Here is a 13,215-nt window from a genome sequence, read left to right as displayed (position 1 = left end):
AAAATCCTAATGTCTAACTTTTTGGGTTCAGTTCATGTTCGAGGTCGTTAATCCAGCATTTTTTATCTTAGTAAGTTTTTTATCATGGTTTAAATATATTCTTTATAAAGACCATTTAATTTACTATAGTAAATATTTGCATTTTTATACATATGTTTTTCTGTATAATAATGAGCTAATGTTTCATATACATATAATAAAAATACTCGATCCTGATTTTTTTCTAAAAAAGGCGTCGCCTCATCTTCTAGAAATTGTTGAAATTCATTGGAATATTCTTTTTGATCCATTTGGAATTCAAGTACTTTCAACCATATATAATTGGAAAACAATTCTTTACCTTGAGCATGTTCTAGGCCTTTTTCAAGCCATTTACGAGCATTCTCAATATCATTCATAGCATAATATGTTCTTGATATTACATTAATTGTTCCCTCTGTATTTTCCCCCTGTTTTTTTTCATAACTTTCTTTTAAATAAGGGATTGCTTTTTCATATTCTTCTGAGCGGAAATAAGAATGTCCTAAGTTATGTAAAATAAGTGGCAGTACAGGTTCAAAAGATGGATTCATCTTCACTGCCTTTAATGCGGTGTGATAATGAAACCTTGCCTTAACAAATTCATTGATTCGAGTGTAGGCAATGCCTAAGATCACATGGCATTCTAAGCTTTTTTTATAGTTAGCTCTTGCATCAAAATCCTCAAGTGCTTCTTTCGCATATAATAAACTCTGCTGAAAAAAACCTAGCTTAGCACTAAGAATAGAAGCATGATATAATAAATCAGAATCTTTAAAGTTTCCTTGTTTATACAACTTAAATGCTTTTTTCAGCTCTCTAAATGCGTCATCGTATTTATTCGTATACTCAGCATACAGTGCTCGACATTGATGAAAGAAGTATTGAGTCTCTATTGATTCAAACTTTCTGAATGCCGAAATCTCTGATAATATTTGATCCGCTTGATCTAATAAATGCTTATATAAATAATATCTAGCAAGTGTAATTTGGTAAAGCGTAACTACTCCCACATCATCAACATTCTCCATGATAGGTAGCAATTCAAAATACTTTTGTGTAATTAGTTCTTCATTTCTGTATTTTATGGCATCTAACCAATTTTTCAATTCAACCTTTAATTCGGTTAAATAGTGATCATCAATCGCTTTAGAATCAATATGCAGCCGCTCGCACAATAGCTCAAGTATTTCTGGACTTGCTACAATACTATTATTTTCAATTTTACTTAAATAAGATATTGAGCAAATGCCGTCGCTTGCTTCTTTTTGCGTTAGTCCTCTTTTCGTTCGATGATAGTATATTTTTTTGCCATCCACTACACAACGTACCTCACTTTATCCCTATTGCAAAATTTTATCTAATGAAAATTCTATCATAGCGATGGGAATAATATAAGTCGATAGACTCTTTTATTCCCCGTCAGGTGAGATTGTAATTAATCGCTGGTAACAATTTAATAGCTCATTTAATTCTCGTCCACGATTTACCGTTTCGGCAGCTTGTATTCCATTACATTCTGCTGACTGAACAAGTTCAATTCGCTTATTTTCAATTAAGTCCATCATTTCTTTATGTAAAGAAGAAAACATAATGCTCACTCCTGGTTTAATAGCTGTATTGTAATGATATATGAAAAAACGTTCAATTTGTAGAAAAAATGAAAAGTTCATGTTGAGAAATATTTCTTAAAAATGCGCCTTTAGACCGCCTATATTCCAAAATGTTGCTCAACTTTATATAAACAATTGTCCACGCAGGAAAAACAAGTCCTTTTTACTGTAAAAAATCATGCTATAGTGAAGAAGATGACAAATAAACGAGGAGTTTATAATTGAAAAAATTGTTAATAGGTCTATCGTTATTTTTCTTATGCATACATGCTGGATGTAGCAATACAACGCAAGAACATCGCCAAAAAACAATCCTCACCATTTCAGCAGCTGCAAGCTTAAAAGACGCTCTATTAGCGGTTCAAAAAGAATATGAAAAGAAACACCCAACCATTAAGCTTCGCTTTAACTTTGGCGCATCAGGTCCCTTACAGCAACAAATTTCCGAGGGTGCACCTGTAGATCTTTTCTTATCCGCAGCTGAAAATCAATTTCAAACGTTACTAAAAGATGGTTCCATTGCTCAAAAGGATCATACATCGTTACTAGGTAATGAGCTTGTTCTTGTCGTACCAAAGACACTTACTTCCGTTGCTTCGATCCATGATTTAAAAAAAGAGGCTGTAAAAAAAGTGGCCCTCGGTACACCTGAAACTGTGCCTGCTGGACAATACGCAAAGCAAACATTAGAGCATGAACACGTCTGGAATGCTCTTAAAGAAAAAGCCATCTACGCAAAAGATGTCCGTCAAGTGCTTACATATGTAGAAACACAAAATGCAGAGGCAGGATTTGTTTATAAAACCGATGCTCTCATTTCTCAAAAAGTAAAAATAGCAGCCATTACAAGTGAAAAAAGTCATGCCCCTATCGTTTATCCATTAGGAATTATTAAACAAAGCAAACATGTAACGGAGGCAAGAGCCTTTTTTCAGTATCTTCAACAACCTAGCACGAAGGATATTTTCTTGAAGTTCGGGTTTACAAAACTTCCTGCTCGTCACTAACACCTCATTTCTTAGTCATAAATGTTACGGCTGCTACATAGCGTAGTATGAATGACGTTAGGAGCGTGATTTCATATGAACTTTAAAGTTGTTAACAGGCAACTCTCAATCGGTGACGTCAATATAATGGGTGTAAGTTTATCCTCGGTACTACTTATTGGTGATGCTCATACGATTGATTCTAGCGCTTTTTTTGACACACCTTCCACTTCGCTTGTTATTGGCGATGATCTTCAATTAACCCAAGGGACATTATACCCATCGCCTGCTGGAACAATAGCCACCGGTCAAAATCCATCAACCGCTGCACCATTCTCAGGGGCTGCATCGGGAAGGTACAAACAAAAATAACACAATAAAACAAGCGTGTACTTATCTTTGTAAGTACACGCTTGTTTTATTGTGCTTTAGCACCTGAGCGAAGAACCATTACTTGATTCATATCATAAAAGTCGGCTTTTGGCTTAATATAGGCAATGCTCGTTAAGCCATAAGGATCTGGTTTAATCTTAACAACGGTTCCAATTGCTAAATCAGGTGGCAAAATTTCACCAAGTCCTGAAGTGACAACTTCTTCACCATTTTTCAAGTCCTTCTTTAGTAAATCTCGTACCATTAAGTACTTATTACTTGGATCAAATCCATTTAAAATTCCGTTGATTTTCTTCTTTTTCCCTTTAATTGTTACCGAAATTCGATATCGCTTATCTTTACTACTTAACAGTTTTACTTCTGAGAAATGAGGCTTTACAATCGACACTTTTCCGATCAAGCCATCCTTCGTCATGACAGCCATGTTCGGCTGGACTTTGTCGCTTGAGCCTTTATCAATTACGATTGTTTCATACCAGCTTTTCCCGTCAGAACTTCGATAGGTGACATTGGCTTGAAGTGGATTATATTGCTCAACATTTTTTGTTTTATTTAAGATGGTTTGTAGATTTTTGTTTTCTCGCTTTAGCTCTGTCGCCTCTACTTCAAGCGATTCTTGCTCTTGTAATTTTGCTTTTAATATTTTATTTTCTTTTTGCGTCGCTTGCATCTGTTGAACGTTATGAACAATATTCATAACATAGCGCTTACCGATAAAATTATCATTTGTAAAATAATAAATCAGCAAAAGCGCTAAAACGCCTGAGCAAAGGAGCAACACGAGGAACTTCCAGCTGAGTAATCGCATCGTTTAATAAAGTCACCTTTCCATGTAATAAACGCAGATAATCATATCATAGTTAGTAGGGTTTTGACAAAAGGCGATTGTAGGATAATTTACATATTTGTTTACTTACACGCATTACCTGCTAAAAGGGCTTGAAGAACCTTTGAATCAATCTCATTTACAGTTTCATATTTGTAACGATACATAGATGCGACAATTTCTTGAACGGAGGACAATGCATGCTGCGTTTTCAATAGTAAATAAAGTGGTACAGGTTGTCCCCCAGGATATAATGGCGGTTGAACATAGGCACATTCTGTAGCTTTTTTATAGCCATGCTTTTTGAAAAAGCGCTGTCGTTTATCACTATCTACACGTTCTTCTACTGTATGTGCATCTTCTGCTCGTTCTGTCTCGAGTGCGAGCGCTCGTAAGGAATGATTTCCTGCTTTTTTAGCGGCTTCTTGTAATTTATTTTCCATTACTTCGAGTGTTAACGAACCAAGTCCTCGCTGCTGAACAGTAGGTGAAGTCGCTAAGTATACGATAAATCCTGTGTTTACATCGGGTAAATAATGTGCGGTAGCAAAAGACACGACGTGATCTTCTTCAATTCCTACTAAAAAATAGTAGTACTTAGCTGCTTCTCCATGTAATCCGTTGCGAAACACGTGATGAGGTTCTCTTACTTCAATTGGAAAAATCTCATCATATAAAGAAAAAACTTGGGATATATAGGGTGAATGTTCCTCTGTGATGAATTCCCATCGTAACGACATTTGACACGCTCCTTTTTCTTTCATAGTAGCATATTCATGAGAATTCCCTCTATTCAACGCTCTTATTAGGTGAAATGGGAGAAGATTTAAATCTAAAAATCCCATTATTTACATGAAATTTTTTTGGCTTTTCATAGGAAAATAAGGAATGAGTGTACACCAAGAATGAAGAAACGTTTGATCCGTCTCCTCATTCTTGTGTTTGGGTTTTCTGTTTCATATGTTCAACATGGGCTACTCCCCAATAATGCATGGCATCCATGACTGGTTTTAGCCCTTTTCCATATTCCGTAATTGAATATTCGACTTTCGGGGGGATTTGGGGATAAACAACACGTTTTACAATATCTTGCTCTTCTAATTCACGTAAATGGAGCGTTAGCATTCGTTGCGTAATATCCGGTATACGCCGTCTTAATTCATTAAATCGCAGAACATCTCCTGTTAAAAGATGTTGAATAATAATTGGTTTCCATTTGCCAACAATCATATCAAGAGCTACGACTACTTGACATTGATCTGGATTTTTCATATGTCATTTCCACTCCTACAGTACCTTTTTTTATACTATACCACATTGATGTGCCTACTTCACAAGTTGTTTTGTATGCATCATAATAACACTTGCAAGGTAACTTATGATACACTGCTTGTTGAACAAATAATAAACAAATTAAGAATAAAGGTGGTACAACTAATGTCTAAAGTTTTGTATATTACAGCTCACCCTCATGATGAGAAACTGTCATTTAGCATGGCTGCAGGTAAGGCGTTCATTGAAGCCTATAAAGAAGCAAATGCAGGCGATGAACTTATTCATATCGATCTTTATAAAGAAGAGATCCCAGCAATTGATGCTGATGTATTTAGCGGCTGGGGGAAACTTCAAAGCGGATCTGGATTTGAAGAACTTTCTGATGTTGAACAGAAAAAAGTTCAACGTCTTAACGAGCTAAGTGATCAATTTGCACAAGCTGATAAATATGTATTTGTAAATCCTATGTGGAACTTTAGCTTCCCTCCAGTTATGAAAGCTTATCTAGATTCTGTTGCAGTTGCAGGTAAATCATTTAAGTATACGGAGCAAGGCCCGGTTGGTTTATTAACAAATAAAAAAGCTTTCCACATCCAAGCAAGTGGTGGTATTTATTCTCAAGGACCTGCTGCTGATTTAGAAATGGGACACCGTTACTTAAACGTTATGATGACATTCTTTGGTGTACCATCTTTTGAAGGCTTGTTTATTGAAGGGCATGCTGCAATGCCTGATCAAGCAGAACAAATTAAACAAGATGGTTTGACAAAAGCAACTGAAGCTGGACGTCAATTTTAAGTTAATAAAATAAACCAAGACCGCGAATGTATTTCGCGGTCTTGGTTTGTAGTGTATGTATTTACTCTTCTGAACTATTAAAAGGCTAAAATAAAATATCGTCGAATGCCTCTCTTAAGTACACATTAAGCATCGGAATCGTAAATTCCTTTTTAAAACGATAGGACTGTACTATATTTCCGTCCCATTGTAGAAGATCAAGTTCACTTGATTTATCCCCAATTTCTATCCAAACCGTTATTAATCCTTCAGGAGTGCGCTCAAACCCTAACTTATGATCTAAAATAATAACTTCAACAAACATGCCCGGAACTGAATCTTGAATACGAATCATTACGTCGCTCGTTTTCTTTTCAACAATCCGTAACTTAAACTTCATATCACTAAAAAACACATGAATTGAATGTTGTGCTTTATCAATATGTAATTTTGCTTGATAATCCACAATATACATTTCTTTCATCTTCTGTATGATTCTTTCAGAGTATGACATCCTACACCTTCCTTTTACAGTCCGAACTTCTATATCTTTAACAATTTCGTATGATGGTTGTCATTCTATGTCCGTTTCATCCATTTTATTTCTTTCCAGTACATCCATTTTTATACATTATATGCACGTAAGCACATTGTTTTGCTCTGTTCTTTCCATATGGTACGCTAATTTTGCGTAATCAGCACACACTACTAACGTCTAATTCGTTCGAAGGAGGATCAATATGTCACACCTTTTTTCACCATTAACTATTAAAGATGTTACACTACGAAATCGAATTGGGGTTTCCCCAATGTGCCAATATAGTGCTACAGACGGTGTACCAAATGATTGGCATCTCGTCCATTATGGATCTCGTGCAACGGGTGGCGCAGGATTAATTATTGTAGAGGCAGCTGCTGTTGAACCACGCGGACGCATTTCACCTGAAGATCTTGGAATGTATAGTGAGGAACAAATTCCTGCTTATCAACGTTTAACGGCTTTCATGAAAGAAAATGGAGCGGTGCCAGGAATACAACTTGCTCATGCTGGTCGAAAAGCATCCACTCACAGCCCTTTTAAACAACAGGGATCCGAACCAGCCGTTGCCACAGAAAATGGTGGTTGGGACGTAATTGGTCCTAGTGCTTTACCATTTGCTGAAGGATATAAAACTCCAAAAGAAGCAACAATTGAAGAGATTAAAGAAATTCAAGAAAAGTTTAGACAAGCGACCATTGCTGCCGCAAAAGCTGGTTTTGAATGGTTAGAATTTCATGCAGCGCACGGTTATTTAGCACACAGCTTTTATTCTCCACTATCCAATAAGCGCACGGATGAATACGGTGGGTCATTTGAAAATAGAATTCGCTTTACGTTAGAAACGGCTCAAATTATGCGAGAAGCATGGCCTGATCACTTACCATTTACTGTTCGTATTTCAGCAACTGACTGGACAGAAGGTGGTTGGACAATTGAAGAGTCCGTTGAACTTTCCAAGCGCTTGAAAGCTCTTGGCGTTGATTTAATAGACTGCAGTACGGGAGGAAACGTTTCTGATGCAAAGATTCCAGTAGGAGCAGGCTATCAAAATACATTTGCTGAACGCATACGTAACGAAGCCTCCATTGCAACAGCTGCTGTCGGTTTAATTACTCAAGGCATGCAAGCCGATGAACTTATTCGCAATGAGAAAGCAGACTTAATATTAATCGGTCGTGAATTTTTACGTGATCCTTATTGGCCATTACGCGCAGCGACGACCGTTCATAAGATAAATGACCTTGCCATTCCTCCACAATATGCAAGAGGTTGGTAAGGTGTAGAGCTTCTCTTTACGAGGAGCTCTTTTTTTTAGGAATTCGGAATGCAACAACCTCTTTTTCTATATAGTGAATAGGAAAGAAAGGAGGAAAGCCTATGGCTGTTGTGCAAGCTACCTCAAACGATATTAATTTATTAGCTCGTCTGTTACGAGCAGAGGGCGAAGGTGAAGGAACTCGCGGTATGCAATTAATTGGTAGCGTAGGCATCAACCGCATCCGTGCTAACTGTTCAGACTTTAAAGGATTGCGAACCATTCCACAAATGATTTATCAACCACATGCTTTTGAAGCGGTTACACACGGTTATTTTTATCAGGCAGCTCGCGAAAGTGAAAAGCGTCTCGCAAAGCGAGCGATTAATGGTGAACGCTACTGGCCAGCCAAATATGGTTTGTGGTATTTCCGCCCTGAAGGCGACTGTCCACCCACTTGGTATGGGCAGCCACTCGTTGCTCGCTATAAATTACATTGTTTCTATCAGCCTACATCCAAAGAATGCGGCAGCATTTATAGCATGTAAGTCACTGTCATGATCGTATGAAAAAAAATCAGGCTTTTACGACACATATCAGATAGATTACTTACTTTTCTAAAAATACTCATAATTACAGCCTCTTTGCATGCCCGTGATACAGTATAGACATCCCCCCCTTTATTTCATAGATGAACCTTAAAAACCGGTTACCCCTCCGGTTTTTTTTCTTTTGACATGATTTTTCATACTAGTTTATGATACAATTCATTCTATCTAAATTTTCTAAATAATCATTCTGTCATTCATACGTATAGAACGGAAGGTGAGTCTATGACTAGCAATACTGAACGTAACTCCTTTGACGATCACAGCTCCCCGTTAAGAAAAGATGTTAAATTTCTTGGTCATCTCCTTGGTGAAGTATTAGTCAATCATGGTGGTCCAGAATTACTGGGGCAAGTGGAACAAATTAGAGAAATGACAAAAACATTACGAAATCACCATGATGCTTCTTATCAAGACCTCAAGCAACAAATTCATGCGTTAGAAGAACCGATCCGTGAACAAGTTATTCGAGCGTTTGCTGTCTACTTCCAACTTGTAAATATTGCTGAGCAAAATCATCGAATACGGCGCCGTCGTGATTATCTTAAACAAGATGGGCATCAACAACGTTCACTTGACTATACCATTTCACATTTAAAAAATGAGGGTGTTTCCGCAGCGACACTGCAAGAAGTAGTAAGCAAACTATCGATTGAGTTAATCATTACAGCTCATCCAACAGAAGCAACACGAAGAAGTGTTCTTACCATTCATAAAGAAATTAGTACGCTTCTCCAAGCCTTTCAAAATACAGTAACCGCCAGAGAAAGCCAACAATTGCGTGATCAATTGTTACATGAAATTACTATCCTTTGGCAAACGAATGAATTACGCGATCGCAAACCTACTGTGATGGATGAAGTTGCTAATGGCTTATATTATTTTGAAGAAACTTTATTTGATGTTCTTCCCCAAATTCATGAAGATTTGCATAGTATTTTACTAGAGCAATTTCCACAATTCCAGTGGGAAGTCCCTCATTTTCTTCGCTTTGGATCTTGGATTGGCGGAGACCGTGATGGCAATCCAAACGTAACACCGGAACTTACATGGAATACATTACGTAAACATCGTGAGCTTGCCTTTAAAAAGTACAAAGAAGCCCTTATAGTTCTTCTTAAGCAACTTAGTCAATCTACGAAGCATGTTACGATGAGTGAACAATTGCTTCAAAGTATTGCCAGCGAGCGTCATCTTCTGCCATCTGAAGCAACATGGCCACTAAAAGATGAGGTTTACCGCATAAAATTAATGATTATGCTAAAAAAACTAGAATTGGCTGGAATAGAAGATGATGGTTATCACAACGCTGAGCAACTATTACATGATCTGGAACTTATAAAAGAAAGTCTCATAGGTCACTCTCCAAAAGGCTTTCGTTCACAAAAACTAGATATTCTTATTCGTCAAGTAAAGTTATTTGGGTTTCATTTAGCGACGTTAGACATTCGTAATCATAGTGGTGAACACGAAGCAGCGATTGCTGAAATTGTCCAAGCTGTGCACCTAACTTCTGATTATCGTCTTTTAGATGAAGAGCAAAAAATTTCATTACTATCCACTGTTTTACAAGATCCACGTCCGTTATTGTTGCCTTTTAATGATTGCTATTCAAAAGAAACCGAAAAAATGATTAATGTGTTTACCATGATCAAACGCGCACATCAGTTTTTTGGAAAAAGATCGATTGAAGTTTATCTCGTAAGTATGACTGAATCTGTCAGTGATTTATTGGAAGTACTTGTGCTTGCTAAAGAAGCAGGATTGTTTCGAATTCATGCAAACGGAGCCGTTGAAAGTCATATAAATGTAGCACCGCTATTAGAAACAATCGATGATTTAGTTGCCGGACCTACTATTATGGATAAGCTCTTTTCTCTCCCAATTTACCGTGATCATTTAAAGGCGCACCAAGACAAACAAGAAATCATGCTTGGTTATTCTGATGGAAGCAAGGATGGGGGAACATTAACAGCTAATTGGAAACTTTATAAAGCGCAACAAGAAATTCATCAAGTTGCAGCGCGTTATAACATTGGACTGAAATTTTTCCATGGTCGAGGCGGCTCATTAGGAAGAGGTGGTGGCCCTCTTTATCGAAGTATATTAGCGCAACCCATTGAAACAATTGGTGATGGCTTTAAGATTACCGAGCAGGGAGAGGTACTTTCTTCACGGTATGCTCAATATGATATTTCTTACCGAAGCCTTGAACAAGCGACGACTACCATGATTGAGCGTGCAGCTAGAGCTTCTCATTCTCGCGATCCAGAAGATCGCAGTGAGCACGAGACGCTGATGGAAAACATGGCAAAAATATCACTAAAGACGTATCAACAGCTTGTGTTTAAAGATGAGGATTTTTTAACGTATTTTAAAGAAGCAACTCCTCTATTGGAGCTGGCCTCTCTTAACATCGGCTCTCGTCCGATGAGTAGAAAGGGTAGTGAACGTTTTGAAGATTTACGAGCTATTCCATGGGTATTTGCGTGGACGCAAAGTAGACAGCTCCTTCCTGCATGGTATGCAGCTGGAACAGGTCTTGCTTTCGCTTTAGAGGATGAAGAAAAACGAAAAACCTTACAAAAGATGTACAAAGAATGGCCGTTTTTTCAGTCGACCATTGATAATTTACAGATGGCATTAATGAAAGCTGATTTACGTGTTGCAAGAAATTATACAGAATTGGTTCAAGACGAAACAACAGCTCAGCGTATCTTCTCTAGCATTGAAGAAGAATACAACATAACAAAAGCTGCCATTCTTCAAATTACGGGACAAAACGAATTGATGGATCATACACCTGCCATTAAAGACTCCATTCGGCTTCGCAATCCCTATGTAGATCCTTTAAGCTTTCTTCAGGTAGATACCATCAAGAAGCTTCGTAATCATGATGAAATTGATGAACAATTATTGCGTGAAGTTTTACTAACAATTAACGGGATCGCAGCGGGACTTAGGAATACAGGTTGAAACAGGAGAAGGTGCATACCTTCTCCTATTGATCATGATCCTATTTTTTTGTAGGATCCTCATCTTTCGCAAACTCCGTAACAAAACGGAGCTTTGGAGTGGCCCCTTGACGCCGCACGTGTTTTTGACGAGCGGATTCCGTTTTTAATAAGAAACGATGAACAACGACTTCTGCACCCGTTATAATAGTCGAAGCTATGACACTTCCCCATGCAATTTGCAAATAATCATTGAGTAAAATGGCTCCAAAAACCCAAACAAGTAAATAATTCAACAAAAATTCAACGAGAAGCGTGTTCGTACTCCCCACTCGCTCTAAAAGAAGACGGTCAGCTACGATGTACGAAATAATAGCTGAAGCTACACTAAACGAAATAACGTCGGCTAAATTAGCAACAAAGAAGAGATCTAACCCGATTGAAAAGGCAATTAATCCGACAATGAGCTTAATTACAAGTGCTTGTGCTGCTTTCACTTTATAAACCTCCTTCATATTCATCTACTCTTTTTTCATACGCTTCATGTGCTTTATTAGGAATTACATGAGGATTACTTCCATCCATATCAGTAGCCAAAAACCCTTCAATTTCCTCTGTATAGCCTATGTTTTCTTCATCATTTATGATCATGTCATTGTAATCTAATGCACGATTGGTTGCAAAATCGGATGGTGTTTCACTCGTTCCGTATATAGCTGCATCCTGCCAACTATCTTCCGCATCATAATCTGACGTTTCTTGATCATTATTTGAATGGAATGGAGGTGTGAGCATTGACTCTTCTAAGGGGCGATTATTCTCTCCATGTTCAACAGGACTATGTTCTGCACAATAGGCCGTTTCTGGAATAGCATGTAAACGCTCAAAAGGTATTTCGCATTGACAGACTTTACAATAGCCGTAAGTTTGATCATGAATCCGTTGCAATGCTTCAGTAACTTCATGCATAGTTTGTTTCTCTAACTGATTTAAGACAAGATCTTTTTCTCTTTCAAAAAGTTCTGTCCCAACATCTGCTGGATGATTATCGTAAAGTGATAACTCTCCTGTGGAGGTCGATTGTTGAATCTCCAAACCATACATCTTGTTTTTTTCATGTTTATTTTCAAGAGTCGTTTTCATTTGAAGCAGCAGGTTTTTCAGGTGCTGTAGTTGTTCATTGGTTAAGGACATTTTTGATTCCTCCAATCTTCATTAATCGTATTATGTAACAGCCTTTCATTCCTCATACACTAAAAATAAAGCGTTTTTTGGTTGTATAAGAAAGAGCTGCCAGGCGGCAGCTCCAGCCATTTGTATTCTGTTGTTATCGTTTTAAACCAGAAAGAGCGTTAGCAACTAGACGCTTAGTGATTTCTCCACCAACAGATCCGTTTGCACGAGCTGTTTGATCAGCACCAAGTTGTACTCCAAATTCAGAAGCGATCTCGTATTTCATTTGATCGATTGCTTGTTGAGCACCTTTTACAACTAATTCATTACGATTAGACTGAGCCATGTTTCTCACCTCCTTGTACATTAAAATCTCTCATTTTTCGAAAAACGATACAAAGAAATTTTTGTAAATGAAGGAAACGTGATGATACATCAAAAAAAGCAACGGTTTTAAAAATAGTTCACTACCATACATTTTTGAAGTTGCCCATAATTTTATGAACAGGTACTGCGGTAATAAAGGCTGTTTCATCCGTTTTATGTACTATTTCAACAAGATCATGCCACTGAATATTCACGATTACACAATAAACAACTTCTTTAGATGTTTGAGAATAACCACCATGTCCATTCCATAACGTAATGCCTCGATGAAATGCATTTGTTAGGGCTTCCGCAACTGCTTCGCCACAATCGGTTACAATCATAACAGAACTCCGTTCAGCTACAGTTAAGATTGTTTCATATGTTTTTGAACCAATATACATTGTTAAGATTGTAAACATAGCGGCTT

16 protein-coding genes are annotated in these 13,215 nt (G+C 37.5%); 6 read left to right on the top strand and 10 right to left on the bottom strand.

Annotated elements, in window-relative coordinates:
* Positions 1 to 89: 89 nt before the first annotated feature.
* Positions 90 to 1,337: a helix-turn-helix domain-containing protein gene (locus A374_RS01355; protein ID WP_007200370.1), complete on the bottom strand. Its 1,248-nt coding sequence runs from the start codon at positions 1,335 to 1,337 to the stop codon at positions 90 to 92.
* A gap of 93 nt (positions 1,338 to 1,430) precedes the next feature.
* Positions 1,431 to 1,610, bottom strand: coding sequence for an aspartyl-phosphate phosphatase Spo0E family protein (locus tag A374_RS01350; protein WP_007200369.1), 180 nt, complete (start codon positions 1,608 to 1,610; stop codon positions 1,431 to 1,433).
* A 242-nt stretch (positions 1,611 to 1,852) separates the two neighbouring features.
* Between A374_RS01350 and modA the strand changes: the two genes are divergently transcribed.
* Both modA and A374_RS21350 read left to right on the top strand, forming a co-directional pair.
* Positions 1,853 to 2,638 (top strand): molybdate ABC transporter substrate-binding protein, encoded by a 786-nt coding sequence (gene modA / locus A374_RS01345; RefSeq protein WP_007200368.1) that lies wholly within the window; start codon positions 1,853 to 1,855, stop codon positions 2,636 to 2,638.
* Between the two features lie 75 nt (positions 2,639 to 2,713).
* Positions 2,714 to 2,989: a hypothetical protein gene (locus A374_RS21350; RefSeq protein ID WP_007200367.1), complete on the top strand. Its 276-nt coding sequence runs from the start codon at positions 2,714 to 2,716 to the stop codon at positions 2,987 to 2,989.
* Positions 2,990 to 3,035: 46 nt separating this feature from the next.
* Here the strand turns inward: A374_RS21350 and mreC are convergent, their stop codons facing one another.
* The 3 genes from mreC to A374_RS01325 all read right to left on the bottom strand — a co-directional run bounded on the left by mreC (position 3,036) and on the right by A374_RS01325 (position 5,108).
* A complete protein-coding gene (gene mreC / locus A374_RS01335) occupies positions 3,036 to 3,818 on the bottom strand; it encodes a rod shape-determining protein MreC (RefSeq protein WP_007200366.1) in 783 nt (260 codons plus the stop codon).
* Between the two features lie 101 nt (positions 3,819 to 3,919).
* On the bottom strand, positions 3,920 to 4,576 hold the full coding sequence (locus A374_RS01330) for a GNAT family N-acetyltransferase (RefSeq protein WP_007200365.1): 657 nt from the start codon (positions 4,574 to 4,576) through the stop codon (positions 3,920 to 3,922).
* Between the two features lie 190 nt (positions 4,577 to 4,766).
* A complete protein-coding gene (locus A374_RS01325; protein WP_007200364.1) occupies positions 4,767 to 5,108 on the bottom strand; it encodes a winged helix-turn-helix transcriptional regulator in 342 nt (113 codons plus the stop codon).
* A 165-nt stretch (positions 5,109 to 5,273) separates the two neighbouring features.
* On the opposite strand from A374_RS01325, the gene A374_RS01320 reads away from it, so the two are divergent.
* The gene (locus A374_RS01320) at positions 5,274 to 5,909 is read left to right on the top strand and encodes an FMN-dependent NADH-azoreductase (protein ID WP_007200363.1); all 636 of its coding nucleotides are present in this window, start codon (positions 5,274 to 5,276) and stop codon (positions 5,907 to 5,909) included.
* Positions 5,910 to 5,994: 85 nt separating this feature from the next.
* Here the strand turns inward: A374_RS01320 and A374_RS01315 are convergent, their stop codons facing one another.
* On the bottom strand, positions 5,995 to 6,402 hold the full coding sequence (locus A374_RS01315) for a hypothetical protein (RefSeq protein ID WP_007200362.1): 408 nt from the start codon (positions 6,400 to 6,402) through the stop codon (positions 5,995 to 5,997).
* 226 nt (positions 6,403 to 6,628) lie between these two features.
* Here A374_RS01315 and A374_RS01310 point away from each other — a divergent pair, with 226 nt between their 5' ends.
* The 3 genes from A374_RS01310 to ppc all read left to right on the top strand — a co-directional run bounded on the left by A374_RS01310 (position 6,629) and on the right by ppc (position 11,268).
* A complete protein-coding gene (locus A374_RS01310) occupies positions 6,629 to 7,705 on the top strand; it encodes an NADH:flavin oxidoreductase/NADH oxidase (RefSeq protein ID WP_007200361.1) in 1,077 nt (358 codons plus the stop codon).
* Positions 7,706 to 7,806: 101 nt separating this feature from the next.
* The gene (locus A374_RS01305; protein ID WP_007200360.1) at positions 7,807 to 8,232 is read left to right on the top strand and encodes a cell wall hydrolase; all 426 of its coding nucleotides are present in this window, start codon (positions 7,807 to 7,809) and stop codon (positions 8,230 to 8,232) included.
* A 285-nt stretch (positions 8,233 to 8,517) separates the two neighbouring features.
* Complete coding sequence (gene ppc, locus A374_RS01300) at positions 8,518 to 11,268, top strand: phosphoenolpyruvate carboxylase (protein WP_007200359.1); 2,751 nt, start codon at positions 8,518 to 8,520, stop codon at positions 11,266 to 11,268.
* A 40-nt stretch (positions 11,269 to 11,308) separates the two neighbouring features.
* Here ppc and A374_RS01295 read toward each other — a convergent pair whose 3' ends face one another.
* From A374_RS01295 to A374_RS01280, 4 genes are all read right to left on the bottom strand, one after another.
* Positions 11,309 to 11,743, bottom strand: a complete 435-nt coding sequence (locus tag A374_RS01295; protein WP_007200358.1) for a DUF2512 family protein — start codon at positions 11,741 to 11,743, stop codon at positions 11,309 to 11,311.
* Position 11,744: 1 nt separating this feature from the next.
* Positions 11,745 to 12,440: a TraR/DksA C4-type zinc finger protein gene (locus A374_RS01290; RefSeq protein WP_007200357.1), complete on the bottom strand. Its 696-nt coding sequence runs from the start codon at positions 12,438 to 12,440 to the stop codon at positions 11,745 to 11,747.
* Between the two features lie 133 nt (positions 12,441 to 12,573).
* Entirely contained in the window at positions 12,574 to 12,765 is a 192-nt protein-coding gene (locus A374_RS01285) for an alpha/beta-type small acid-soluble spore protein (protein ID WP_007200356.1), read from the bottom strand.
* Positions 12,766 to 12,886: 121 nt separating this feature from the next.
* On the bottom strand, positions 12,887 to 13,215 hold a 329-nt coding region (locus A374_RS01280; protein WP_007200355.1), incomplete at its 5' end, for a DUF2179 domain-containing protein.

The organism is Fictibacillus macauensis ZFHKF-1 (genome assembly GCF_000269865.1).
Classification (GTDB): domain Bacteria; phylum Bacillota; class Bacilli; order Bacillales; family Fictibacillaceae; genus Fictibacillus_C; species Fictibacillus_C macauensis.
The sequence above is the reverse complement of the archived record's forward strand: the minus strand, read 5'-3'. Positions and strand labels throughout refer to the sequence as shown.